General features: G+C 65.6%; 24 protein-coding genes. 15 read left to right on the top strand and 9 right to left on the bottom strand.

The window, feature by feature from the left end; genetic code table 11:
• Positions 1-2: 2 nt before the first annotated feature.
• The 6 genes from RXV95_RS04875 to RXV95_RS04850 all read right to left on the bottom strand — a co-directional run bounded on the left by RXV95_RS04875 (position 3) and on the right by RXV95_RS04850 (position 4,774).
• Entirely contained in the window at positions 3-344 is a 342-nt protein-coding gene (locus tag RXV95_RS04875; RefSeq protein WP_338467887.1) for an HPr family phosphocarrier protein, read from the bottom strand.
• Positions 341-751: a PTS sugar transporter subunit IIA gene (locus RXV95_RS04870; RefSeq protein WP_338467886.1), complete on the bottom strand. Its 411-nt coding sequence runs from the start codon at positions 749-751 to the stop codon at positions 341-343. The genes RXV95_RS04875 and RXV95_RS04870 overlap by 4 nt, the downstream gene beginning before the upstream one ends.
• 157 nt (positions 752-908) lie before the next feature.
• The gene (gene rapZ / locus RXV95_RS04865; protein ID WP_338467885.1) at positions 909-1,829 is read right to left on the bottom strand and encodes an RNase adapter RapZ; all 921 of its coding nucleotides are present in this window, start codon (positions 1,827-1,829) and stop codon (positions 909-911) included.
• Positions 1,830-1,989: 160 nt separating this feature from the next.
• Positions 1,990-2,415 (bottom strand): HPr kinase/phosphatase C-terminal domain-containing protein, encoded by a 426-nt coding sequence (locus RXV95_RS04860; protein WP_338467884.1) that lies wholly within the window; start codon positions 2,413-2,415, stop codon positions 1,990-1,992.
• 9 nt (positions 2,416-2,424) lie between these two features.
• Positions 2,425-3,987 (bottom strand): ATP-binding protein, encoded by a 1,563-nt coding sequence (locus tag RXV95_RS04855; protein WP_338468500.1) that lies wholly within the window; start codon positions 3,985-3,987, stop codon positions 2,425-2,427.
• 19 nt (positions 3,988-4,006) lie between these two features.
• Positions 4,007-4,774, bottom strand: a complete 768-nt coding sequence (locus tag RXV95_RS04850; RefSeq protein WP_338467883.1) for a response regulator transcription factor — start codon at positions 4,772-4,774, stop codon at positions 4,007-4,009.
• A 290-nt stretch (positions 4,775-5,064) separates the two neighbouring features.
• On the opposite strand from RXV95_RS04850, the gene RXV95_RS04845 reads away from it, so the two are divergent.
• The 6 genes from RXV95_RS04845 (at position 5,065) to RXV95_RS04820 (ending at position 12,620) form a co-directional block, all read left to right on the top strand.
• On the top strand, positions 5,065-6,678 hold the full coding sequence (locus RXV95_RS04845; protein WP_338467882.1) for a phosphoenolpyruvate carboxykinase: 1,614 nt from the start codon (positions 5,065-5,067) through the stop codon (positions 6,676-6,678).
• 90 nt (positions 6,679-6,768) lie between these two features.
• Entirely contained in the window at positions 6,769-7,215 is a 447-nt protein-coding gene (locus tag RXV95_RS04840; RefSeq protein WP_338467881.1) for a hypothetical protein, read from the top strand.
• Between the two features lie 243 nt (positions 7,216-7,458).
• Entirely contained in the window at positions 7,459-8,616 is a 1,158-nt protein-coding gene (locus RXV95_RS04835; RefSeq protein WP_338467880.1) for an acyl-CoA dehydrogenase family protein, read from the top strand.
• Positions 8,617-8,669: 53 nt separating this feature from the next.
• Complete coding sequence (locus RXV95_RS04830; RefSeq protein ID WP_338467879.1) at positions 8,670-9,647, top strand: nitronate monooxygenase family protein; 978 nt, start codon at positions 8,670-8,672, stop codon at positions 9,645-9,647.
• Positions 9,648-9,680: 33 nt separating this feature from the next.
• Positions 9,681-10,937: an acetyl-CoA C-acetyltransferase gene (locus RXV95_RS04825; protein ID WP_338467878.1), complete on the top strand. Its 1,257-nt coding sequence runs from the start codon at positions 9,681-9,683 to the stop codon at positions 10,935-10,937.
• Positions 10,938-10,994: 57 nt separating this feature from the next.
• Complete coding sequence (locus RXV95_RS04820; protein WP_338467876.1) at positions 10,995-12,620, top strand: acyl-CoA dehydrogenase family protein; 1,626 nt, start codon at positions 10,995-10,997, stop codon at positions 12,618-12,620.
• A 49-nt stretch (positions 12,621-12,669) separates the two neighbouring features.
• Here RXV95_RS04820 and RXV95_RS04815 read toward each other — a convergent pair whose 3' ends face one another.
• Both RXV95_RS04815 and RXV95_RS04810 read right to left on the bottom strand, forming a co-directional pair.
• A complete protein-coding gene (locus tag RXV95_RS04815; RefSeq protein ID WP_338467875.1) occupies positions 12,670-15,147 on the bottom strand; it encodes a zinc-dependent metalloprotease in 2,478 nt (825 codons plus the stop codon).
• 87 nt (positions 15,148-15,234) lie between these two features.
• Positions 15,235-15,825, bottom strand: coding sequence for a DnaJ domain-containing protein (locus tag RXV95_RS04810; protein WP_338468499.1), 591 nt, complete (start codon positions 15,823-15,825; stop codon positions 15,235-15,237).
• A 39-nt stretch (positions 15,826-15,864) separates the two neighbouring features.
• On the opposite strand from RXV95_RS04810, the gene RXV95_RS04805 reads away from it, so the two are divergent.
• From RXV95_RS04805 to RXV95_RS04785, 5 genes are read left to right on the top strand one after another with little or no spacing between them, the layout of a single operon-like run.
• Entirely contained in the window at positions 15,865-16,140 is a 276-nt protein-coding gene (locus tag RXV95_RS04805) for a BolA family protein (RefSeq protein WP_338467874.1), read from the top strand.
• Positions 16,137-16,580, top strand: coding sequence for an NUDIX domain-containing protein (locus RXV95_RS04800; protein ID WP_338467873.1), 444 nt, complete (start codon positions 16,137-16,139; stop codon positions 16,578-16,580). The genes RXV95_RS04805 and RXV95_RS04800 overlap by 4 nt, the downstream gene beginning before the upstream one ends.
• 39 nt (positions 16,581-16,619) lie before the next feature.
• Positions 16,620-17,444 (top strand): SDR family NAD(P)-dependent oxidoreductase, encoded by an 825-nt coding sequence (locus RXV95_RS04795; protein ID WP_338467872.1) that lies wholly within the window; start codon positions 16,620-16,622, stop codon positions 17,442-17,444.
• Positions 17,444-18,349: an alpha/beta hydrolase gene (locus tag RXV95_RS04790; protein ID WP_338467871.1), complete on the top strand. Its 906-nt coding sequence runs from the start codon at positions 17,444-17,446 to the stop codon at positions 18,347-18,349. Before RXV95_RS04795 ends, RXV95_RS04790 begins: the two co-directional genes overlap by 1 nt.
• Positions 18,342-19,685, top strand: a complete 1,344-nt coding sequence (locus RXV95_RS04785; RefSeq protein ID WP_338467870.1) for a low temperature requirement protein A — start codon at positions 18,342-18,344, stop codon at positions 19,683-19,685. The genes RXV95_RS04790 and RXV95_RS04785 overlap by 8 nt, the downstream gene beginning before the upstream one ends.
• Positions 19,686-19,694: 9 nt before the next feature.
• Here the strand turns inward: RXV95_RS04785 and RXV95_RS04780 are convergent, their stop codons facing one another.
• Positions 19,695-20,777, bottom strand: a complete 1,083-nt coding sequence (locus tag RXV95_RS04780; protein WP_338467869.1) for a DUF2332 domain-containing protein — start codon at positions 20,775-20,777, stop codon at positions 19,695-19,697.
• Between the two features lie 58 nt (positions 20,778-20,835).
• Between RXV95_RS04780 and hisG the strand changes: the two genes are divergently transcribed.
• The 4 genes from hisG to nusB are packed head-to-tail and all read left to right on the top strand — an operon-like array spanning position 20,836 to position 23,805.
• Complete coding sequence (gene hisG / locus RXV95_RS04775) at positions 20,836-21,513, top strand: ATP phosphoribosyltransferase (protein ID WP_338467868.1); 678 nt, start codon at positions 20,836-20,838, stop codon at positions 21,511-21,513.
• Positions 21,513-22,838: a histidinol dehydrogenase gene (gene hisD / locus RXV95_RS04770; protein ID WP_338467867.1), complete on the top strand. Its 1,326-nt coding sequence runs from the start codon at positions 21,513-21,515 to the stop codon at positions 22,836-22,838. Before hisG ends, hisD begins: the two co-directional genes overlap by 1 nt.
• Positions 22,835-23,362, top strand: coding sequence for a DUF1993 domain-containing protein (locus RXV95_RS04765; protein WP_338467866.1), 528 nt, complete (start codon positions 22,835-22,837; stop codon positions 23,360-23,362). Before hisD ends, RXV95_RS04765 begins: the two co-directional genes overlap by 4 nt.
• On the top strand, positions 23,359-23,805 hold the full coding sequence (nusB, locus tag RXV95_RS04760; protein WP_338467865.1) for a transcription antitermination factor NusB: 447 nt from the start codon (positions 23,359-23,361) through the stop codon (positions 23,803-23,805). The genes RXV95_RS04765 and nusB overlap by 4 nt, the downstream gene beginning before the upstream one ends.
• The last annotated feature ends 7 nt before the right edge of the window (positions 23,806-23,812 follow it).

Raw genomic sequence — 23,812 nt, 5'->3', positions numbered from 1 at the left:
GGTCAGTCCTCGCCGAAACCGTCCTTCACCAGCCCGGCCAGCTTGGCGAACGCGGCATCGGCCACCGCGCCATCGCCGGAAACGACCAGTTCCACGGTATCGCCCTGCCCCGCGCCCAGCATCATCAGGCCGAGGATAGAGCCGCCCGCGGCTTCGGTCCCGTCCTTGATGACCGTCACTTCCACTCCGTCGGGCAGTTTCGACACGGTGTTGACGAACTTGGCGCTGGCGCGCGCGTGCAGCCCGCGCTTGTTGGTTATCGTCAGCGTTTCACGCAGGATCGATGCCTGCGCGTCTCCGCCGGCATCGCTTCCTTCCAGATCGCTCCCCCCCAGGTCGGTCATTGCAGCGCATCCTGTCCCAGAAATTCGGACGCGACGGTAATGTAATTGCGCCCGGCTTCGCGCGCGGCGGCGGTCGCTTCGCGCACGCCCATGCAATTGCGCGCCTTCGCCAGCCGGATCAGCATCGGCAGGTTGATCCCCGCGATCACTTCCACCCGGCCCGCCTGCATCAGCGAAATGGCGAGGTTGGACGGCGTTCCGCCGAACAGGTCGGTCAGGATAATCACGCCGTCGCCGCTGTCGACGCGGCGAATCGCGTCGGCAATTTCCTTGCGGCGTTTCTCCATGTCGTCATTCGGCCCGATGCAAACGCCGACAATATCGCTCTGGCGCCCCACAACGTGCTCCATCGCATGGATGAATTCGTCTGCGAGCGCCCCGTGCGTGACCAGAATAAGTCCGATCATGAAAGAATTATGCTCCGAATCGCGGCCGGCCAGTATAGCGGCGCGACGTTATCAGTATAGCGGCAAGAAGCTGAACGCCGGCTTGGCGTCATGCCGTCGCCGGCTGCGTGCCGGCCGTCCTGGCCATTTACGTGAATCAGAAAATGCGCCCCTGCGTTCATCGTCTGGAGCCTTCCAGCAGGTCTGCTGCCCGGGACCCCAGGTTGCGGTGCAGCAATGTGGGTGAAAATCCCGCGTCGCGCAAGGCGGAAGCGATGGTTTCGGCGGTAAAGACCGAACGGTGGCGCCCGCCGGTGCAGCCGAACGCGATGTGGACATAGGCCTTGCCCTGCGCCCGATAGCGCGGAAGCAGCAGCAAAAGCAGGTCGCGAATCCGCGTGTAAGCTTCATCGAAGGCGGGATCGCGGCGGATGTAATCGCCCACCGCCTTGTCCTGCCCGGTCATGGGGCGCAGGGTTTCGTCCCAGTGGGGATTGTCCAGGAAGCGCATGTCGAACACCAGGTCGGCCAGCGGCGGCGTGCCGCGCGCAAAACCGAAACTGCTGACCGTGATGGTCAACTGCTGCGGGCTGTCTTCGCCGAACTGCTGGCGAATCGCCTGTTGCAGGTCGTTGCTGGAATAACTTGTGGTGGAAATCACCATGTCCGCCCAGCGGCGCAGCGGGGCCAGCAATTCGCGCTCGGCGGCGATGCCGGTGCCGACGGGCTTGTCCTCGCTCATCGGGTGGCGCCGGCGCGTTTCGTTATAGCGCCGTTCAAGCTCGCGTCCCGCGCAGTCGAGGAACAGCGTGGTAACGTCGAGGTCCGGCCGCTCGGACAGTTCCTTTACCCGCTCGATGATCCAGGCCGGATCGAACCCGCGCGTGCGCGAATCGAAGCCGATCGCAAGCGGCGCGGTATCGTGCCCGGTCCCGGTCGATTCGGTTTCCAGCAAACGGTCGAGCAGGCGGATCGGGAAATTGTCGATCGCTTCCCAGCCCAGATCCTCAAGCACGCGCAACGCAGTGGTCTTGCCCGCGCCGAGCAGCCCGGTGACCAGCAGGATTCGCTGGGGTGTGGCCTGCGACTCGCCATCCATAATCCGCCCGGCTTGCCGCTATCCGCGCCGCTTGGAAAGAGGCTGTTTGCGCACATTCCACGATTGGGACAAATCGCCGCGCCCCTGCGCGCCTGCCTTTTGCTCCGCCACCCGTGCATTTCGTGCCCCGCGCGCGATCCGGGCCGGTTCGGCAAATCGGTCAGTCTATGGCAAGGCCATACAGGTCCAGCGCATATTCCGCGCGCAGGGGCAGGGCCGGACTATCGGGCCACAGCGCGATTGCGGGCAGCGGACAGCCTTCGATCACCGCCCTGTCCGGTGCGGAAATCCAGCGCGGCGCATCGGGTGAAAGCCGCACCACCAGCGCCACCGGAACGCCGCCGACGGCCGGCATGGAAACCAGCCCCACGTTGCGCACTTCCAGCTTGCCTTCGGTGCGCGGGTGCGGTGCTGCCACCAGCAGGCCGTCGACCGGTTCAAGCACAATGCCGTCATCGCCGACAAGCGTTGCCCCCCGGTCGATCAGCGCCAGCGCAAGGCTGGACTTGCCGCTGCCCGGTGGCCCTTCGATCAGGATCGCCCTGCGCCCGATGGCAACGCAGGTGGCCTGGCGGATCGTCGTCATTTCGCCTCCTTATTGCGCGCCGTTGCGGGCAGCGGGCAGGGTCAGCACCATGCACGTCCCGCTGCGGCCGTCGGCCCTGTCGGCAATATCCAGCGTGCCGTCATGCGCGGTGGCGATCGTGCGCGCGATGGCGAGGCCCAGGCCGCTGTGCGAACCGAACGCCTCGTCCGGCGGGCGGACCGAGTGGAACCTGTCGAACACCTTCTCGCGTTCGGCCATCGGGATGCCCGGCCCTTCGTCCGTCACGGTCAGTTGCACACCGGCATCGCCGCCGGCCACCAGCACCGCCACTTCGCCACCGGGCGGCGAGAAGGAGACGGCGTTGTCCAGCAGGTTTTCCAGCACGCGTTCCAGCCGCGCCGCATCCCCCGCCACGATGGCCGCACCCGGCCCCCGGCGAAAGCGGATCTGCGGCGCATCGTCCGACAGGCCCCTTGCGCTGCGCGCGCCGACCAGCCGCGCGGCCAGCGCCGCCAGGTCCACCGGCTCGAACGTGGCGCGCGAAAGCTCCGCATCGATGCGGCTGGCATCGGCGATCTCGGTAATCAGGCGGTCGATCCGCTGAACGTCGTGCGCGGCGATGCCCACAAGCTGGCGGCGCAGGTCCGGGTCTTCCACCTTGTCCATCGTGTCCACCGCGCTGCGCAGCGAAGCGAGCGGATTCTTCAGCTCGTGCGCGACATCGGCGGCGAAACTTTCGACCGCGTCGATGCGCTGGCGCAGCGCGGCGGTCATGTCCGAAAAGGCGCGCGCCAGCAGTCCGATCTCGTCCCCGCGCTCGGGCAGGCGCGGCACAACCACCGCGCGGTCGCGCCCCAGGCGCACGCGCACCGCCGCGCGCACCAGCGTGCGCAGCGGCTGGACGATGGTGCGTGCAAGGAACAGCGAAAGCTGGATGGAAAACAGCAGCGCCACCGCCACGATGATCGCCAGCGTCTGGCGCGCATCGCGCACCGCCTGGGTGATGTCGGGCGCGTTGCGCAGGGTAAGCAGCGTTTCGCCGCTCTTGCCCACCGGCACGGCGGCGGTGATCACCGGCGTCCTGTCGGGCGCATAGCGGAAGAACACCTTCGACGCGCCGTACTTGCGCGCCATGCCCACTTCCGGCCAGTTCGCCGCCGTATCCGTCGCGGGTTCGCTGTATAGCGGCACGTCTGGCGCGCCGACGATGAAATCCACCCCGCGGTCCAGCGCGCGCGCCGCCGTCTGCAGCCAGGATTCGCTTGCCGGATCGACCAGCGTGAACGTGGGCGGGGCCAGCGTGAAACTGTCGAGTTCAAGCGCGCCCTTCGCATTGAATATCCGCAAGCGCATCTTGCGCTGCGATCCGACACGCACCGCCAGTTCCCGTCGCTGGCGCGGGTTCATCTCTTCCAGCGCGTCGGCGGTGATCTGCGCTTCGGCGCGCGCCAGCTTGAAGCGTTCGCCAAGCAGCTGCTTGCGATAGCTGTCGAGGTAGAACAGGCTGCCCGCCAGCAACCCCAGCGCGATCAGGTTCACGGCCAGGATGCGCGACGTGAGCGAAAGGTTGCGCGGCCAGAACATCGAGCCTGTCCGACGACCGCCGCCCATGCGCGTGGCGGGCGCGGGATCAGTCATCGGTGAAGCTGTAGCCCGCGCCATACAGCGTTTCTATTGCCGAAAATTGCGGATCGGCGACGCGCATCTTGCGGCGCAGGCGCTTTATGTGGCTGTCTATGGTGCGATCGTCGACGAACACGTCGTCGTGATAGGCTGCGTCCATCAGCGCGCCGCGCGTCTTCACCACGCCCGGACGCATGGCCAGCGCTTCCAGGATCAGGAACTCCGTCACCGTCAGCGAAACCGGTCTGCCCGCCCAGGTTACGTGGTGGCGCGCCGGGTCCATCGTCAACCGTCCGCGCTTGATCGGATCGGGCAGCGGCTGCGCCGGCGGTTCGGCATCGGCGTCGCGCCGGGTTACTTCGCTGCGGCGCAGGATTGCGCGGATTCGCGCCACGAGCAGGCGCTGGCTAAAAGGCTTGGCGATATAATCGTCCGCACCCATGGAAAGGCCCAGCGCTTCGTCCGCCTCGTCGTCCTTGCTGGTCAGCAGGATCACCGGCAGTTCGCTCTTCTCGCGCAGGCGGCGCAGCATCTCCAGCCCGTCCATGCGCGGCATCTTTATGTCGCACACCGCAAGGTCCGGCGGGTTTTCCAGCAGCGCCTTCAGCGCGGTATCGCCATCGGTATAGAGCCGGGTTGCGAACCCTTCTGTCTGAAGCGCGATCGAAACGGTGGTAAGGATGTTGCGGTCATCGTCGACAAGGGCGATCACCCGCGCAGCATGCGGTGGCGATTTTGCCGGCAGGTCAGCACTGTCGCGCGATGCTTCGTCCATGCCGGGCATCTAGAACGGCGAGGGGGAGGAAAGGCAAGCGCCAACGCGCACCGGCCTGTCTGCGCATGCCATGCAACTGCCTTGGCGAAATCTGCAATTGCTGCGCAACATTTTCATGCGCGCGCGATTTGACGCGGCTTTTGCGCTCAACTATGCGCACGCTGGATTCGCGGGCGCATTCGTATTCGTAAATATTGCGCGATAGTGACCGCCGTAACGTCTGCCGAACAACTTCCACGGCCTGGAGAGGGCCGGCAGTTCGGCGGAATACAAGACCGGAGAAAGTCCAAGTGTCCGACACCAAGCTCAACGTCTCGCTCGCTGCGCAGGGTTTCCCCCAGCCTGCCACGCTCCATGCCAACCTGGGCACCGCCCCGCTGGTAGAGCAGGCGCTGAAGCGTGGCGAAGGCGTGCTGACCAGGGACGGCGCGCTGCTGGTCGATACCGGCAAGTTCACCGGGCGCAGCGTGAAGGACAAGTTCATCGTTCGCGATGCCACGACCGAGAGCGCTGTTGACTGGGGCGCGATCAACCAGCCGATGAATGGCGAGCACTGGGCGAACCTCAAGGCCGATTTCCTCTCCGCGCTCGGCGACAAGGACGAGATGTTCGTTGCCGACCTGTTCGGCGGCAGCCAGCCCGAATACCGCGTCAACGTGCGCGTCCTTACCCAGCTGGCCTGGCACAGCCTGTTCGTGCGCACGCTGCTGGTGCGCCCGACTGCTGACGAGTTGGCCGGCTTCGAGCCTGAATACACGATCATCAACCTGCCCAGCTTCAAGGCGACCCCCGAACGTCACGGCTGCAACAGCGACACGGTGATCGCGGTCAACTTCACCGAGAAGCTGATCCTGATCGGCAACACCGAATATTCGGGCGAGATGAAAAAGGGCGTGTTCGGCCTGCTCAACTTCCTGCTCCCGGCGCAGGGCGTGATGCCGATGCACTGTTCGGCCAACATCGGCGCCGACGGAACGAGCGCGATCTTCTTCGGCCTTTCGGGCACCGGCAAGACCACGCTTTCCGCCGACGCTTCGCGCACGCTGATCGGCGATGACGAACACGGCTGGTCAGACACCGCGGTGTTCAACTTCGAAGGCGGCTGCTACGCCAAGATGATCAACCTCTCGGCCGAGGGCGAGCCGGAGATCTACGCGACCACGAAGATGTTCGGCACGATCCTTGAGAACGTGACGATCGATCCCGATACGCGCGAGCTGGATTTCACCGACGCCAGCAAGACCGAGAACACGCGCGGCGCCTATCCGATTGACTTCATTCCGAACGCTTCGGAAGAAAACCTCGGCCCGGTGCCCAAGAACGTCATCATGCTTACCGCAGACGCCTATGGTGTGTTGCCGCCGATCGCGCGGCTGACGCCCGAGCAGGCGATGTACCACTTCCTTTCAGGCTACACCGCCAAAGTGGCCGGAACCGAAATCGGCGTGACCGAACCGCAGGCCACCTTCAGCACCTGCTTCGGCGCCGCGTTCATGCCGCGCCACCCGTCGGTCTATGGCAACCTGCTGAAAGAGCGGATTGCCAAGGGCGGCGTGAAGTGCTGGCTGGTCAACACCGGCTGGTCGGGCGGCAAGGCGACGACGCCGGGCATCAAGCGTATGCCGATCAAGGCAACGCGCGCGCTGCTTAACGCCGCGCTCGACGGCAGCCTGAACGAAGTCGAGTTCAAGAAGGATCCCAACTTCGGCTTTGAAGTTCCGGTGGCCGTGCCGGGCGTCGATACCAGGCTGCTCGACCCGCGCGCCGCGTGGCCCGACCAGGACGCCTACGACGAGACCGCGCAGACGCTGGTCAAGGCCTTCATCGACAACTTCGCGCAATTTGCCGATCACGTCGACGAAGGCGTGCGCCAGGCAGCTCCGGGCGCGACTGTCGCCGCCTGATATTGGCCTGAACGCGTCCCCGCTTCAGGCGGGGACCGGACATGAAAGCTCCCGGGTTCCCGCCAGCGGGAATTGCCGGGAGTTTTCGTTTTGACCGACCATCCGATCCGCCTGTTTGCTGATGACGAGGCCGTGCGCCGCGTGGGCACCGGGCTGCTCGACCGCTCGCTCCCCAAGGAAGAGTGGACGCACGAAGCGCACCTCGCCGCGTGCCTGTGGCTGGTGCGCGAACGCCCCGATTTCGCCTGCGAGACGCAGTTGCCGAACGCGATCCGCGCCTTCAACGCAGCGAAAGGCGGGATCAACGACGATACGCAGGGCTATCACGAAACGCTGACCCAGCTTTACATCGCAGGCGTGCGCCGCTTCGCCGTGAGCCTGCCCGAGGGCGTGACGCTGGTCGAGGCGGTCAACCGCCTGCTCGCCTCGGACATGGCCCCGCGCGACTGGCCACTGCGCTTCTACACGCGCGAACGGCTGTTCTCGGTGGAAGCGCGGCGCAGATGGATAGCCCCGGACCTTGGCCCGCTGGCCTAGGGGCTGGGAATTCAGGGCGAGTGGACAAGTGCGATTTCGGCTTTGTGCGCCCGCGTCCGGCCATGCGTGCCAACGGGTGCCATCCCGGACGCGGAGCCGTTGCAGACAGTCCGCACTCCGAAAGCAGCTTTCCCAAAGCCAACCATCCCCACCCACGCGCATTAGCGGTTGCATCATCGCGTCAGCGGTTTAATCAAGCGATTAAATCAATCGCCGGTCAATCGACTCGGCGTGGGCGAGGTTATGACCGAACACGAAGACATCGCAGAAATCCGCCGCGCTGTCCGCGCGCTGTGCGAAGGATTCCCCGGCGAATATTGGCGCGAGAAGGACCGGGAGCGGGCCTATCCGGGTGAATTCGTCGACGCGCTGACCCATTCGGGTTTCCTTGCCGCGCTGATTCCGCCCGAATACGGCGGCTCTGGCCTGAAGCTCGATGCAGCGGCCGTTATCATGGAGGAAATCCAGGCATCTGGCTGCAACGGTGCCTCTGCCCACGCGCAAATGTATATCATGAACACGCTGCTGCGTTACGGCAGCGAAGAACAGAAGCGCGAATACCTGCCCGGCATCGCCGATGGCTCTTTGCGGTTGCAGGCGTTTGGCGTGTCCGAACCGACCAGCGGCACCGATACGCTTTCCCTGCGAACCGTTGCGGTGAGGGACGGCGATGAATACGTGGTCAACGGCCAGAAGATCTGGACCAGCCGCGCCGAACATTCAGACCTTATGCTGCTGCTTGCCCGCACCACCCCGCGCGAACAGGTGGCGAAAAAGACCGAAGGGCTCTCGATCTTCCTGGTCGACATGCGCAAGGTTGTGGGAAGCGGCATGACGATCAAGCCGATCCGCACGATGATGAACCACTCCACGACAGAGGTGTTCTTCGACGATATGCGCATACCCGCCTCGGCCCTGATCGGCGAGGAAGGGAAGGGTTTCCGCTATATCCTTTCCGGCATGAACGCCGAACGCATCCTGATCGGTGCGGAATGCATCGGCGATGCCAAGTGGTTCATAGAAAAGGCAACCGCCTACGCGGGTGAGCGCAAGGTGTTCGGCAGGCCGATCGGCCAGAACCAGGGCATCCAGTTTCCCATCGCGCGCTGCTATGCCCAGATGCGCGCGGCCGAACTGATGGTCCACCACGCCGCGCAGGTTTACGACGCAGGCGGCAATCCGGGGGCCGAAGCGAACATGGCAAAGCTGCTTGCCAGCGAAGCAAGCTGGGCGGCCGCCGATATGTGCGTGCAGACCCACGGCGGCTTCGGTTTTGCTGAGGAATACGATGTGGAACGCAAGTTCCGCGAAGCGCGGCTTTATACGGTCGCACCGATCAGCACGAACCTGATCCTCAGTTACCTGGCCGAACACGTGCTGGGCCTGCCGCGAAGCTACTGACGCCTACACCTTATCGAACCAAGCAATCGAAGAATTAAAAGAGGGAGTTCCAGATGCCTTTCAAGACGCGGATTACCGAACTGCTCGAAATCGAACATCCGATCGTGCAGGGCGGCATGCAATGGGTCGGCACGGCGGAGATGGCCAGCGCCGTCGCCAATGCGGGCGGCCTCGGCATACTGACCGCGCTGACCCAGCCCAGCCCCGAAGCGCTGCGCGACGAGATCGAGCGCTGCCGGTCGATGACCGACAAGCCATTTGGCGTGAATATCACTGTGTTCCCCACGATCAATCCGCCCGATTACAAGGCCTATGCGCAAGCCGTGCTGGATGGCGGTGTGAAGATCGTTGAGACGGCGGGCACGCCGGCGGTGCGCGAAATCTGGGAAATCCTGAAGCCCAAGGGCGTGAAGATCCTGCACAAGTGCACAGCCGTTCGCCACGCGCTTTCGGCCGAACGCAACGGGGTGGATGTTATCAGCATCGACGGTTTCGAATGTGCGGGCCACCCGGGCGAGGACGATATTCCCGGCCTGATCCTGATTCCCGCGGCGGCCGACAAGGTGAAGATTCCGATCCTCGCCAGCGGCGGCTTCGGCGACGGGCGCGGGCTGGTTGCCGCGCTGGCGCTGGGGGCTGACGGCATCAACATGGGCACGCGCTTCACCGCGACGGTCGAAGCGCCGATCCACGATGACTTCAAGCAGCAGATGGTCGAGAACGACGAGCGTTCGACCGACCTCATCTTCCGCACCTATCGCAACACCGCCCGCGTGGCGAAGAACGAAATATCGCAGCAGGTCGTCGCAGCCGAGCGCGAAGGCAAGCCGTTCGAGGCGGTAGCGGACCTGGTGAAGGGCGTGCGCGGCCGCGAAGGGCTGAATACCGGCGATACCAACCACGGCATCTGGTCCGCGGGCATGATCCAGGGCCTGATCAACGACGTGCCGACGTGCGATGTGCTGGTGAAGCGCATCGTGGCCGAGGCCGAAGACATCGTCCGCAACCGCCTGAGCGGAATGCTGGTCTGACTTTTCACGAACAACCCCTGAAAGGACACTGAAATGGCCGAAGCCTATATCATCGACGCCTGCCGCACGCCGCGCGGCATCGGCAAGCCGGGCAAGGGCGCGCTGTCGCACCTGCACCCGCAGCACCTCGCCTCCACCGTGCTCAAGGCGATCAAGGAGCGCAACAATCTCGACACCGCGACCGTCGACGATGTGATCTGGTCAACCTCGTCGCAATACGGCAAGCAGGCGGGCGATCTTGGTCGCATGGCCGCGCTGGCGGCGGGCTATGACATTTCCGCGAGCGGCACCACGCTCGACCGTTTCTGCGGCGGCGGCATCACGTCGGTGAACCTTGCCGCGGCCACGATCATGGCGGGCATGGAGGACTGCGTGGTCGCCGGCGGCACCGAGATGATGAGCTTCACCGCCGCCTGGGGCGCGGAGCAGGCGAATGCCGGCTTCAAGCCGCTCGGCATGGGTTCGGGCAACCCCGAACTCGACGCGATGCACCCGCAGTCGCACCAGGGCGTGTGCGGCGATGCGATCGCCGCGCGCGAAGGCATTGAACGCCACGCGCTCGACGCGCTGGCGATGGTCAGCCAGGAACGGGCCGACCGCGCGATCCGCGAAGGCCGCTTCGACAAGTCGCTGGTCACCGTTTACAACGAAGACGGTTCCGTCGCGCTCGATCATGAGGAATTCCCCCGTCCGGAAACGACGATGGAGGGTCTTTCGGGCCTGAAAGCGAGCTTTGACAAGATCGCGGACTTCGATCTTGGCGACGGCGTGACATTCCGCAAGCAGATCCAGCGCCGCTACCCCGAACTCGACTGGAAGGGCGTGCATCACGCCGGCAACTCCTCGGGCGTGGTCGATGGCGCGGCCGCTGTTCTTCTCACCAGCAAGGAATACGCGGAAAAGCACGGGCTGAAGCCGCGCGCGCGCATCGTTGCCTATGCCAACCAGGGCGACGATCCCACGCTGATGCTGAACGCCCCGGTCCCGGCGGCGAAGAAGGTGCTGGAAAAGGCGGGCCTGACCAAGGACGATATCGACCACTGGGAGATCAACGAGGCCTTCGCCGTGGTCGCCGAAAAGTTCATCCGCGACCTTGAGCTTGACCGCACCAAGGTCAACCCGAACGGCGGCGCGATGGCGCTGGGCCACCCGATCGGCGCGACGGGTTCGATCCTGATCGGCACCGTGGTTGACGAGCTTGAGCGGACCGGCGGGCGCTATGGCCTCGTCACGATGTGCGCGGCGGGCGGCATGGCCCCGGCGATCATCATCGAACGCCTGGAAGGCTGATCGAAGTCATTTCTCTCCTGCCGCGCCCGCGCTAGGGTTACGGCAGGAGAGAGAGACATGACTGCACACCGTCCGGTAGAGGCGCTTGACACGCACGACGTATTCAACCAGCCGCCGCCGCTGGAAGATATCGACCTGTTCACCACCGACCGCGCGCTGTGCGATGCGGTGACAAGGTCCGGCGCGGGCGCCCATTCGCAGCGGCTCTCTGCGCTTGGCCAGCGTTCAGGCTCTGCCGAATTGCAGGCTTGGGGCGTTGAGGCCAACCGCGTTCAGCCCGTACTGGAAACGCACGATCGATATGGCCGGCGGATAGACGAAGTTACGTTCCATCCCGCCTATCACGGCCTGATGCGGCTGGGGCTGGAGAGCGGCTTCGCCAACGCCGCGTGGGACGGCACGGCAAACGGCCACGCGCTCCACGCCGCGATACTGATGCTTTCCACCCAGCCCGATGCGGGCACCACCTGCCCGATGACGATGACCTATGCCGCGGTCGCGGCGCTGGAGGCTGAACCGGATGTGGCCGCCGAATGGACCCCGCGCATCCTTGCCGGACGCTATGACCCGGCGGTGCGCCCCGCCGGTGAGAAGGCGGGCGTCACCATCGGCATGGCGATGACGGAAAAGCAGGGCGGGTCAGACGTGCGCGCCAATACCACGCGCGCGAGCCCTGCGCCGGATACGGGCGCGGGGTGGTATTCGCTCACCGGGCACAAGTGGTTCTGCTCTGCGCCGATGTGCGATGCGTTCCTTACGCTTGCCTATTCCGAAGGCGGCCTCACCTGCTTCCTGCTGCCGCGCTGGCTGCCCGACGGTACGCGCAATACGGGCTTTCGGGTGATGCGCCTGAAAGACAAGATGGGCGACAAGTCCAACGCTTCGTCCGAAGTCGAATACCACGGTGCGCTGGCCCGCCGCGTGGGTCCGGAAGGGCGCGGCGTGGCAACAATCATCCAGATGGTGCAGCACACCCGGCTCGATTGCGTGATGGGCTCTGCCGGGCAGATGCGCTGGGGGCTGGCGCAGGCGGTGTGGCACTCGGCGCACCGTTCTGCCTTTCAGAAGCGGCTGGCAGACCAGCCCGCGATGGCCAACGTGCTGGCCGACCTTGCGCTGGAAAGCGAAGCGGCAACGGCGATCGGATTAAGGCTGGCGCAGGCTTTTGATGAAGGCGACCCGATCGCGCGGCTGCTGACCCCGGTCGCCAAATACTGGGTGTGCAAGCGCGCGCCGAGCATGATCTATGAAGCGATGGAAGCGCATGGTGGCGCGGGATACGTCGAAACGGGGCCGATGGGGCGCCTGTTCCGCCAGTCGCCGCTGAACGCGATCTGGGAAGGATCGGGCAACGTCATCGCGCTCGACGTGTTGCGTGCCGTCGGGCGGGAACCCGAATCGGTCGAGGCGCTGCGCGCGTACCTGCTCGCCCGGCAAGGGCAGAATTCCGCCTACGACCGCGCGCTTTCCGCTTTCGACTGGAAGGGGCTGCACGAAGGCACCGCCCGGCTCGGCGTGGAACGGTTGGCGCTGATGGCGCAGGCCGCCGTGCTGATCGAGTGGGAAAGCCCGGTGGCCGAAGCGTTCTGCACACTGCGGCTGGAACAGCGCGGAATGGCCTATGGCGCGTTCGACGCGACAATCGACACGCGCGCGATTATCGAACGGGCGATACCGGGGTGAGCGCGACGAATATCCGCTCTTGAGCGTTTTGCAGGGCAGAACCTGACCCTCAGAAATCCATCCAGCCGCCTTCGCCTCCGCCGATCGGGTCGGCGGGCGGTACGGGTACGCGGCGCGGCAGGTCTTTGACCAGTTCGGCACGCTGGCGCGGATCGAGCAGTTTGCGCGACAGGCTGGCCGCCCATGCGCGTTCCGCCGCGTCGCCCTTGCGCCGCGCCAACTGCCCGGCAATGTCATGCACCTTCTGGTCCAGCAGAGCCGCCGCATCGGGAGAGGTCGCCTTGTCCGCCGCGGCCCCGGCCAGCATCACGATGGCGCGATAGGCGATGCGCCGCTGCAACGCGTCCGTCTTCGCGGGCAGCACGGCGGCGACCAGCCGGTCCGCGACATCGCCGACGCCGGGCATGGCCGGATCGAGCGAATGCTGGGCCGAAAGCCGCGCCAGGCGCGCAGGTGCAAGCAGCGACGATAACGTGATCTCCGCAGCGGCATCGGCGGCGACCAGCGGATCGAACAGCGGTCCCTTCTCCGTCTTGAACACCTCTATATCGAACTGCCGGTTGCCGCCTGGTGCCTCCGGGATCGAGAGCAGCGGCACCAGTCGCGCCGGAACGCGCAGCGCATCGGGCGAAAGCGTCGCCAGCAGCGCATCGATCGCCGCATTCTGGTCCGCTGCCGAAACCGGCACCGCGCGTTCGTGTCTGCCTCCGTTTACCGCATAGCGGAACGTGGCGCCGCCTATCGCCTTGCCCGCGGCGATCACTTCATAGCGGTGAAGCAGCCAGATCGGCACAAAGCGGCGGCGCAGGTCCGCCACCGGCTCGCCCGGACCGAGCGCGCCCAGCCCGAAGTTGGCGATGGCCGCCTTGCGCACGGCCATCATGCGGTTCAGCTCGTCAGTGGGATTCGCGCCGTCATCCCACAGACCGCCCCAGCGTTGGGCGGTATCGGGCGCGCGGGCGTTGTCATCCTTCACGTATCGCAGGCCGGAGGCGACCGTTTCGGCTGCCTTCGCCTTTGCCGCCGCATTGTCCGGCGCGCCGTAGAGCCAGGCAACGGTCGCCATGTCCCACTTGCCCACACCCACGCCATAGGCATCGGAAAGATCAGGCTTTCCGTCCTTCAGTCCGATGCGCGGCGCGGGATAGTCCATCACGGACGCGCGATCCTGCGTGCTGGCGGCAAAGTTGTGCGCGAAGCCCAGCGTGTGGCCCACTTCGTGCGCGCCCAACTGGCGCAACCGGGCCAGAGCGGCCTGGACGGGATCGTTCGGCCCGCCGGTGCCCAGCTTGCCTGCGCCGACCAGCCCTTCGAATATCTGGATATCCTGCCGCGCGCGCAGCGAGCCGAGCACGACCATGCCCTTCACGATCTCTCCGGTGCGCGGATCGACGATTTCCTGACCGTATGACCAGCCGCGCGTCGCGCGGTCGTCCCAGTTCACGATGTTGTATCGCACGTCCATCGGATCGATGCCGGGCGGAAGCGGCTTCACTTCGAAGGCATCGATGAACCCGGCGGCGGTGAATGCCTTGTTCCACCAGCCAACCCCTTCGATCAACGCATCGCGGATCGGCTGCGGCGCCCGGCTGTCTATGTAATAGGTGATGGGCGTTTTCACGCGCGATGGCGCAGGGCCGGGATGGACCTTTTCCAGCCGGAACCGGTTGGCGAAATTGCGCACCACGTCATCGCCCAGCGGCGCGGCGAAATCGACGACCTGCGTGGAAAAGCCGCCGATGCGCGGATCGTAGATACGCGGCACGAAACCGGGCGCGGGCAGTTTCACGAAGCTGGAATGGACCGTGAAGCTGACCTTCTTGGGATCGGGTGCGATGTTGGCGACTTCCGCCCCCGGCTTGTCTGAAACATAGGTCTGGATCGCATCGACCTCTATGTTGTCGGGGAAGACCTTTAACGACCCCGGCAAGGCCGCGCTCAGCTTTTCATCGCGCTTGAAGCCCTTGCCCCCGTCGCGCCCTTCGCCGGTGCCCATCGTATCGCCGCTCTGGTTCAGCGACGCGGCGATATCCAGCGTGTCGGCGGCGAGGAACGGCGCGATATCGACCACATAGCTGCCGTCGGGCAGCGTGGTGGCGACATCGCCCATCCACACGACCGAGGTCGCGAAATCGGCGCTTCCCGCCGGGTCCGACATCGCGGCGCCGGTTGCGCGGAAGCGCGGGTTTTCGAACTGTACGGCCACTTTCTTGCCGATGCGACGGAAGGCGAGGATCTGCGTGTTGCCAACACGCCCGCGATCGAGGAACGTCGGCGCGGAGCCAAGCCCGGTGCGCAGTGACGTTGTGTAGAGATAGCGGACCGATACCCCGTCCTCGTCCGGTTCGGGCAAGGTCAGCAGGATGCGCCCGCCGTCCCTGTCGACATGGACCGGCAGCAGGCCTGCCACCGCGGTGCTTCCCGCGAACACCTTGTCCGGGCTCACCTTGCCCGCCGAACCCGCCTTGCCGGCGGGTTCCTTCGCAAGCGCCGGAGAAGCCAGCGCGAGCGCGATCGTAACTGCCAAGAAATGCCGCATATTTTCCCCTGTTGCATCCAGCATGGATAACTTTGCTGCAACGCGCAAGAGAGGGGTGGCGGCGGCCCGCGCCGGTCAGCCGAAGCGGGCGGACTTCTTCAGTTTCTGATAGGCATCGACCACTTGCTGCAACCGGCCTTCGTGGCTGCGGTCGCCGCCGTTGCGATCGGGGTGGTACTTGCGCACCAGCGCCGAATAGCGGCTGCGCAGCGCCTTGCGATCGGCATCGAAACCAAGGCCCAGCACTTCGAAAGCGCGCCGTTCGTCGGGCGGGATGCCGCGCCCGGTCGCTTCCTGCGCGCGGGCATAATCGTTGCGCCGCATCCGGGCGCGCGCACTGATCGCATCGAGCGGATCGTCGAAATCGGCCCAGCGCGGGGCGGCGTCCGCATCGGCGCTGGGGCGGAAGGCGCGCGTTTCGCTGCTCCAGCCCGAAACCGGGGACTGCGCGTCGAGGATCTCCTCGGCCGTCATGCCTTCGAACCAGTCGTATCCCGAATTGAATTCGCGCACGTGATCGAGGCAGAACCAGCGCCATTCGCCCGGCCCGTCGAACCCGCCCGGGCGCATCCCCGGTGCACGGAATTCGCCCGCTTCCTCACAACCGGGGGCTTCGCAAGGGCGGCCGCTCCCCGAAACGCGGCCATGAAACCTGTCATACTTCACGGGCTTCCACATGGGGCGTGATGCGCTAGAAGAAAACCCATGACCGGACCAATTGCCCACGAAATCGAACAGAAACTCAACGCCGCCTTCGCGCCGACCGCGCTCGCGGTGATCAACGACAGCGCCAAGCACAGCGGCCATTCGGGCGACGACGGCAGCGGCGAATCGCACTTTACCGTGGAAATCGAAAGCGCCGCTTTCGAAGGCGTGAGCCGCGTCAACCGGCAGCGCATGGTGAACAAGGCGCTGGGCGACATTCCGGGCGAGCGCGTGCACGCCCTTGCCATCCGCGCCCGCGCGCCGGGCGAGGCGTGACCGCGACCGAACGGCGTATCCGCCGCGCGGCGCGGGTGCTGGTGATCGATCCCGACGACAGGCTGCTCCTGTTCCGTTTCACGTTCACGCGCCGCCCGTTCTGGGCGACGGCGGGCGGCGAATGCGAACCGGGCGAGGATTTTGCCGACGCGGCGCGGCGCGAACTGTTCGAGGAAACCGGGCTGGAGGCCGATCCCGGCCCCGCCATCCATGTGCGCGGCAATGACTTCACCACCGCGACCGGCGAACCGGTTACCGCCGACGAACGCTATTTCCGCGTGCGCGTGCCCGCTTTCACCGTCGACACCAGCGGCCATACAGAGCTTGAGCGGCGCATCATGCAGGACCACCGCTGGTTCACGCGGGCCGAACTGGACAACTGGCACGAAGCGATCTTTCCGCCCGAACTGCTGGAGATTCTCGACAAGCGCACCGGCTGACCGCATCGTGCGCCCAAAAGCACAACGGGAGAGATTCGAATGGCCTTCAGCGGACAAGTGGCATGGATCACGGGCGCATCGTCGGGCATAGGCGCGGCGCTGGCGCGTGCGCTGGCGGGAAAGGGCGCCCGACTGGTGCTGTCGGGCCGCAACGAGGCGGCGCTGCGCGAAGTAGGGATGGGATGCGGCGATTGCCTGATCCTGCCTTTCGAAGCGACCGACCATGATGCAGCGCAGGCTGCGGCGGACAAGGCATGGGCATGGGCCGAACCGATCTCCGGCGGGATTGACATGCTGGTAAACAATGCCGGCATTTCGCAGCGCAGCCTTGCCGTGGACACCGCGTTTCCGGTCTATCAGCGCATTGTCGACGTCGACCTGCTGGCCCCCATCGCACTGACGCAGGCGCTGCTGCCGCGCATGATCGCGCGCGAAAGCGGGCGGATCGTGATGATTTCCAGCGTGGCGGGCAAGGTGGGGTCGCCCATGCGCACCGCCTATAGCGCGGCGAAATTCGGACTGTTCGGATATTCGGACGCGCTGCGGACCGAGGTTTCGCACCTTGGCATCAAGGTGCAGGTTATCGCGCCCGGATCGATCCGCACCGGCGTTGCGCGCAATGCGCTGACCGCCGACGGTTCCGCGCGCGGCGTTTCCGACAAGGCGATAGAGAACGGGCTGGACCCGGATGCGGCGGCCGAGGACATGCTGGCCGCCATCGCCGCCGACGAGCGCGAGATCGTTGTCGCGGTGGGCATGGAAAAGCAGATCGGCGAACTGCGCCGCACGCCTGACGCGCTGTTCGACCAGATGGCCGCGCTGGTGGCAGGCGGCTATGCCGAAAAGATGAAGGAGGAAGGCTGATGCAGCAGGTTCGCGTAAAGCTTGCCAGCGGGATCGAGCTGGACGTTGTCGATGCCGGCCCGCGCGATGCGCCCGCGCTGATCTTCCTGCACGGCTTTCCCGAATCGCATCGCACCTGGCGCCACCAGATCGCGCATCTTTCAGGCCGGTTCCGCTGCATCGCGCCCGACCAGCGCGGCTATCGCGGATCGTCCAAGCCGGAAGGCGCGGAAAACTACACACCCGACAAGCTGATCGGCGACATTTTCCAGTTGGCCGATGCACTGGGCGTGGGCACCTTCACCATCCTTGGGCATGACTGGGGCGGCGCGATTGCCTGGGGCGTTGCGCTGCTGGGACAGAAGAATCGCGTAACCCGCGCGGTGATCGCCAACGCGCCGCATCCGGTGATCTTCCCGCGCCTGCTGTGGACCAGCCCGCAACAACGCGAATCGAGTCAGTATTTCCGCACCTTCCGCGATACCGCGAACGATGAAATGGTACGCCAGTTCGGGCTGGGCGCAATGCTGCTCAAGGCATTTGGCGAACGCCCGGAATCCCCGATGATGGAGCCGGAAGAGCGCGAGGCGCTGATGCAGGACTGGGCCGATCCCGATGCGGCCATCGCCATGCTCAACTGGTATCGCGCCAGCCCGATGTCCGTGCCGCCGATGGACGCACCGTTCGCGCTGCCCGAAGGGTACAAGGATGCGCCTGTGCCGCCGCTGGCGATTCCGACGCTGGTGATCTGGGCGATGGACGATTTCGCGCTGCCGCCGGTGAACCTTGAAGGGATGGACGCGCTGATCCCCGACCTGACGATAGAGAAAGTATCGGGCTGCGGCCATTTCGTGCCGTGGGAGGCGCCCGATGCGGTCAACGCCGCGCTCGATGCTTTCCTGTCACGCACCGCGGGCGATGCCTGACCCTGATACTGGTCGCGCGACATTCGGTGCGGCACTGGCCGGTGCGCGCCATGAAACGTCGCGCACGCTGCTGCGCCGGCGCGACGCGGCGGGCGGCAATTCGGTCAGCAATCTGGAGCTGTTCTTCGACCTCGTCTATGTCTTCGCGATAACCCAGCTTTCGCATTTCCTGCTCGAAAGGATGGATGCGACAGGCACCTTGCAGGCCGCGATCCTGCTGTTCGCGGTGTGGTGGGCATGGGTCTATACCACATGGGCGACCAACTGGATCGATCCCGATCGCGGACCCAACCGGCTGGCGATCGGCGCGGTCATGCTGGCCAGTCTGGTGCTGGGCTGCGCGATCCCCACCGCTTTCGGCAAGGGCGGGCCGTGGTTTGCCGCCGCCTATGTGGCGATACAGGTGGGGCGGACGCTGTGGGTGGCGCGGGCGCGCGGCGAGTTCCGGCGGAATGGCGCGCGCAACCTGTTGCGCATCGCGGTGTGGTTCATGGCGTCCGCGCTGCCGTGGGCGGCTGGCGCGCTGGCCGCCGATCCGGCATACCGAATGGCGTGGTGGGCCTTTGCACTGGCCATTGAATACACCGCGCCGCTGCTGTTCTATGCCGTGCCGGGCATGGGCCGCTCCACCAGCGCGGACTGGGACATTTCGGGCGCGCACATGGCGGAACGCTGCGGGCTGTTCATCATCATCGCACTGGGCGAAGGGCTGGTCATCACGGGCGCTACCTTCGCCGCGGCCGAACCTCGGCCCGGCCTTGCCGCCGCTTTCGTCAACGCCTTCGTCGGATCGTTCGCGCTGTGGTGGCTTTACTTCGATATCGGCGCGCGACGCGGCGCGCACCATATCGAACACGCCGAAGACCCCGGCCGCATCGCGCGCAATGCGTTCACCTATTGGCACTTGCCCATTGTCGCGGGAATCGTGGTGCTGGCCGTGGCGGACGAACTGTCGCTGGCGCATCCTATGGAACCCGCGCACTTCGAATTCCTCGCCATCGCCTGCGCTGGCATGGCGCTGTTCCTGTGGGGCAACATGGCGTTCAAGCGGATTTCCAGCGGCAATCCGTGGAACCCGCTGAGCCATTCGTTCGGGCTGGCGCTGGTCGCGATGCTGGCAGTGTGGGGCCTGCTTGCCCATCCCACGACGCTGGCATTCTCAATTGCCGGAACCGGCGTGTTCATCTTCATCGCGGCGTGGGAGTGGGGCAGCTTTCACGGCGGCTGGCTGGAACGGATGGAAGCGCGCGACTGGCGACTGGGCCACTGGATGCGCCGCTTTTCCTCCGCCCGCGTAGCACGCCGCCGCGAAAGGGCCGCGCGCAAGGGGCGTTAGGGTCAGGACCTAAACCAGCCAGTCGACATTCGCGCCGTGCGGATGCGCGCGGGCGAGCAGCGTCCCCTCTCCGCCGCCCGGCCAGTATCGCACCACCAGTTCGTGCCGGTGCAACGTGCGATTGGCCTCCAGCGCGATCCACGCCAGTGGCCTTTCCGGCGTGGCCCGCGCGCCTGCCGCTTCCATTGCCGCTGTCACGCGATCCTGCTGGCCGGGGGGCACATATTGCCACACGATAGAGTGCATCAGTACGCGCGTAACGCCCGGTTCCTGCGCCCTGGCCAGTTCAGCCTCCACAAAGTCCGCCGCGTTGATAGGCGTGATGTCGGGTGGGGACTTGGCCGCTTCGGCAATCGCGGCTTCCATGCGTTCGAACCGAATGGTGTGTTCCGGCCAGATATAGGCCTTCAATCGCAGCGCCTGCGCCGGATCGGTCAGATCCACCGGCGCGACGTCGCAGCCCCTGGCCGATACGATTTCAATGGGATGCGCGGGTGGCGGATTGCCCTGCCATTCGGGCGTAAAGTGCATCGCGCCCGGTGATGGCCCCACTTCCACGCCTGCAAGATCATAGCGATAGCGCGCCAGCATCAGGTTGATCCCCGCGCTCGATCCGATTTCAAGGCACTGGAAGCGCTGTGGCAATCCCTTGTCCGCCAGCCACAGCATCGCGGCGATGAAGTTCGCGGAACGGCCCGCCTCGTTGGTCTGCGGCGGCCCGTCCAGCCATGGCAGCAACGCGGCTTCATGGCGACGGATCGCGCCGGCCACGATCGCCACGTCGTCTATCCCGCCGTTGCCCGCATAAAGCTGTGCCAGCGAAGGTTCCGCACCCGACAGGTGCAGCGAATGGATGCCACCCGCGATCCGCAGCGGCAGCGCGTCCGCCAGCGGCGCGCCTTGCCAGCCCCGCACCCGGCCCAGCAACTCGCCCGGCTCATCCGACGCGACCAGCGCGCCAAGCGCGGCGCAGACCCGTCCCGTGACCGGAGCGCCACTGGCGTTGCAATAGGCGATCTGGTTGGCGAATGCCCTGGCGACGGCATCGGCCCCCGTTTCGCCCATGTCGAAGAACGCATACTTATCCGCCATCGCCGCCGATCCTTACCGATGCTTGCCCTTTGCCCTTGCGGACCGTAAGTGCGCGGCCATGTCAAACGCCGCCAGCAAGCTTGTTTTCGCCGTGCCCAAGGGCCGCATCCTCGAAGAGGCGCTGCCCCTGCTCGCGCGTGCCGGTGTCGTGCCCGATGACGAGTTCCACGACAAGAAGTCGCGCGCGCTGTCATTCGCCACCAACCGGCCCGATATGTCGTTGATCCGCGTGCGCGCATTCGACGTGGCGACCTTCGTCGCGCACGGCGCGGCGCATCTGGGCATCGTGGGGTCCGACGTGATCGACGAATTCGATTATGCAGACCTCTATGCGCCGGTGGATCTGGACATCGGGCATTGCCGTCTTTCGGTGGCGGAACCCGTGGCGCTGACTGACGGGGCAGAGCCTGTCTTCCGCGAAAGCCACGCGCGCGTCGCCAGCAAGTATCCCAACCTCACCCGCCGCCATTTCGAACGGCTTGGCGTGCAGGCAGAGATCGTGAAGCTGAACGGCGCGATGGAACTGGCGCCCTCGCTGGGCCTTGCCAGCCGCATCGTCGACCTTGTTTCCACCGGGCGCACGCTGAAGGACAACGGCCTTGTCGAAACCAGCCAGATCATGCCCGTATCGGCGCGGCTGATCGTCAACCGCGCGGCGCTGAAGAAAGACAGCGCACGAATCGGCGCGATGATCGATGCGTTCCGCGAGCTTTCCGCGCCAAAGGCCGCCGCCTGATGCAACTGCTGGACGCCCGCGATCCCGGATTTGCCGCGGCGTTCGCGCGCCTTGTTGCCGACAGGCGCGAGAGCGGGGGAGATGTGGCCCAGGCCGTGTCCTCAATCATCGCCGACGTCCGCGCGCGCGGCGATGATGCGCTGGCGGATTTCACCGAACGGTTCGACGGGCACCGCCCGGCAGGAGACGGCTGGCGGATTTCGGCGCAGGACTGCCGCGCCGCCTTCGACGCGCTCGATCCGTCACTGCGCACCGCGCTGGAAACCGCGGCGAGCCGCATCCGCGCCTATCACGAAGCGCAACTTCCCGAAGACCGCGACTATACCGATTCCACCGGAATGCGCCTTGGCGCGCGCTGGCGGCCAGTCGATGGCGCGGGCCTGTATGTGCCGGGCGGCCGCGCGGCCTATCCTTCCTCGCTGCTGATGAACGCTATTCCTGCCAAGGTTGCGGGCGTCGAACGGCTGGTGGTGGTAACGCCAACGCCCAACGGCACGGTCAATCCGCTGGTGCTCGCCGCCGCGCATCTGGCAGGCGTGGACGAGATGTGGCGCGTGGGCGGTGCGCAGGCGATTGCCGCGCTCGCCTATGGCACGCAAAACATCGCGCCGGTGGACGTGATCACCGGACCGGGCAACGCCTATGTCGCGGAGGCCAAGCGCCAGCTTTACGGTGTTGTCGGCATCGACATGGTGGCGGGGCCGTCCGAAATCCTTGTGATTGCCGATAGTGACAACGACCCGCGCTGGATCGCCGCCGACCTGCTTTCGCAGGCCGAACACGATCCCGCCGCGCAATCCATCCTGATTACCGACGATGCGGACTTTGCAAAGGCCGTGATCGCGATGGTGGAAGACGAGCTCGTCAGGCTCCCAACCGAAAAGGCGGCGCGCGAAAGCTGGGAGGCCCACGGCACGGTAATCGTGGTGCCATCGCTGACCGAAGCGCCCGGCCTGGCCAACGCACTGGCGGCCGAACACGTGGAGATCGCGGCGGTCGATGCCGAAACGCTGTTCGAAGGCATCCGCCACGCCGGATCGGTATTCCTTGGCCGCATGACGCCCGAAGCGGTGGGCGATTACGTTGCCGGGCCGAACCACGTTCTGCCCACCGGGCGGCGCGCGCGCTTTTCCTCTGGCCTTTCGGTGCTGGATTTCATGAAGCGCACCAGCTTCATCGCCGCGAATGACGAGGCGCTGGCCGCGATCGGCCCCGCAGCCGTTGCGCTGGCCGAGGCCGAAGGGCTTGCGGCGCACGCCCGCTCTGTCGCATTGCGCCTGCCCAGCCAGTTGAATGCCAGCCAATCCAAGGAGAGCCAGCCATGAGCCTTACCCTCCACGCGATCCTGATCCCCGATTTCGTTCGCGGCCTGCGCGCGCTTTCGGGCGTGCTGTCGAAGGCCGAAGCGCATTGCGACGCGAACGGCCTCGACCACGCGGAAATCACCGCCGCGAAACTGACCGACGACATGCTGGACTTTTCCTATCAGGTGAAGTCCGCGAAAGTGCATTCGCTGGGCGCCATCGAAGGCACCGAAGCGGGATCGTTCTCGCCCGACACCACCACCCCACCCGCGACCTTTGCCGAACAGCAAGCGATGATCGCTGAGACCATCGCCGCGCTTGAGGCCATGCCGGCCGACCGGATCAATGCGCTTGAAGGCCGCGATACAGAGTTTCGCTTTGGCGAGCGGGCGTTTCCCTATCTTGCCGAAGACTTCCTGCTCTCGTTCTCGCTGCCCAACTTCTATTTCCACATCACCACTGCCTATGACATCGCCCGGTGGAAGGGCGTGAACGTGGGCAAGCGCGATTATCTTGGCGCGGTGCGAATGAAGAAAACCCAATGAAAACCGGATCGCAAGCCCGTTCCGCCGCCCGCCTTGCCGCGGTGCAGGCGCTCTACCAGCTCGACATGGAGAAGACCCCCATGGCGCTGCTGCTCGACGAATTTCACATGCACCGCCTTGGTGCGGAAATTGAGGACGACCAATACGCCGAGGCCGACGTCGCCTTTTTCGACGATGTGGTGAAAGGCGTGGACGCCCGCCGCACCGAACTCGATGCGCTGATAGAGGGGCGGCTGGCGGACGGATGGTCGCTGTCCCGGCTGGACAAGACGATGCTGCAGATCCTTCGGGCCGGCACCTATGAACTTGCCGCGCGCAACGATGTGCCCAAGGCCAGTTCGATCAGCGAATACGTGGATGTCGCGCACGCCTTTTTCGAGGCGAGAGAAGCGAAGTTCGTCAACGGACTGCTGGACGCCATCGCCAAACAGGTCCGCGGATAGGTATGGC

The organism is Novosphingobium sp. ZN18A2 (genome assembly GCF_036784765.1).
Classification (GTDB): domain Bacteria; phylum Pseudomonadota; class Alphaproteobacteria; order Sphingomonadales; family Sphingomonadaceae; genus Novosphingobium.
This window is presented reverse-complemented; position numbering and strand designations above follow the sequence as displayed.

Bases quoted from the DNA above. Each gene is read 5' to 3' on its own strand.
- RXV95_RS04875 (WP_338467887.1), bottom strand. From the start codon at position 344: ATGACCGACCTGGGGGGGAGCGATCTGGAAGGAAGCGATGCCGGCGGA.
- RXV95_RS04870 (WP_338467886.1), bottom strand. From the start codon at position 751: ATGATCGGACTTATTCTGGTCACGCACGGGGCGCTCGCAGACGAATTC.
- rapZ (WP_338467885.1), bottom strand. From the start codon at position 1,829: ATGGATGGCGAGTCGCAGGCCACACCCCAGCGAATCCTGCTGGTCACC.
- RXV95_RS04860 (WP_338467884.1), bottom strand. From the start codon at position 2,415: ATGACGACGATCCGCCAGGCCACCTGCGTTGCCATCGGGCGCAGGGCG.
- RXV95_RS04855 (WP_338468500.1), bottom strand. From the start codon at position 3,987: ATGGGCGGCGGTCGTCGGACAGGCTCGATGTTCTGGCCGCGCAACCTT.
- RXV95_RS04850 (WP_338467883.1), bottom strand. From the start codon at position 4,774: ATGGACGAAGCATCGCGCGACAGTGCTGACCTGCCGGCAAAATCGCCA.
- RXV95_RS04835 (WP_338467880.1), top strand. From the start codon at position 7,459: ATGACCGAACACGAAGACATCGCAGAAATCCGCCGCGCTGTCCGCGCG.
- RXV95_RS04830 (WP_338467879.1), top strand. From the start codon at position 8,670: ATGCCTTTCAAGACGCGGATTACCGAACTGCTCGAAATCGAACATCCG.
- RXV95_RS04825 (WP_338467878.1), top strand. From the start codon at position 9,681: ATGGCCGAAGCCTATATCATCGACGCCTGCCGCACGCCGCGCGGCATC.
- RXV95_RS04820 (WP_338467876.1), top strand. From the start codon at position 10,995: ATGACTGCACACCGTCCGGTAGAGGCGCTTGACACGCACGACGTATTC.
- RXV95_RS04805 (WP_338467874.1), top strand. From the start codon at position 15,865: ATGACCGGACCAATTGCCCACGAAATCGAACAGAAACTCAACGCCGCC.
- RXV95_RS04795 (WP_338467872.1), top strand. From the start codon at position 16,620: ATGGCCTTCAGCGGACAAGTGGCATGGATCACGGGCGCATCGTCGGGC.
- RXV95_RS04790 (WP_338467871.1), top strand. From the start codon at position 17,444: ATGCAGCAGGTTCGCGTAAAGCTTGCCAGCGGGATCGAGCTGGACGTT.
- RXV95_RS04785 (WP_338467870.1), top strand. From the start codon at position 18,342: ATGCCTGACCCTGATACTGGTCGCGCGACATTCGGTGCGGCACTGGCC.
- RXV95_RS04780 (WP_338467869.1), bottom strand. From the start codon at position 20,777: ATGGCGGATAAGTATGCGTTCTTCGACATGGGCGAAACGGGGGCCGAT.
- hisG (WP_338467868.1), top strand. From the start codon at position 20,836: ATGTCAAACGCCGCCAGCAAGCTTGTTTTCGCCGTGCCCAAGGGCCGC.
- hisD (WP_338467867.1), top strand. From the start codon at position 21,513: ATGCAACTGCTGGACGCCCGCGATCCCGGATTTGCCGCGGCGTTCGCG.
- RXV95_RS04765 (WP_338467866.1), top strand. From the start codon at position 22,835: ATGAGCCTTACCCTCCACGCGATCCTGATCCCCGATTTCGTTCGCGGC.
- nusB (WP_338467865.1), top strand. From the start codon at position 23,359: ATGAAAACCGGATCGCAAGCCCGTTCCGCCGCCCGCCTTGCCGCGGTG.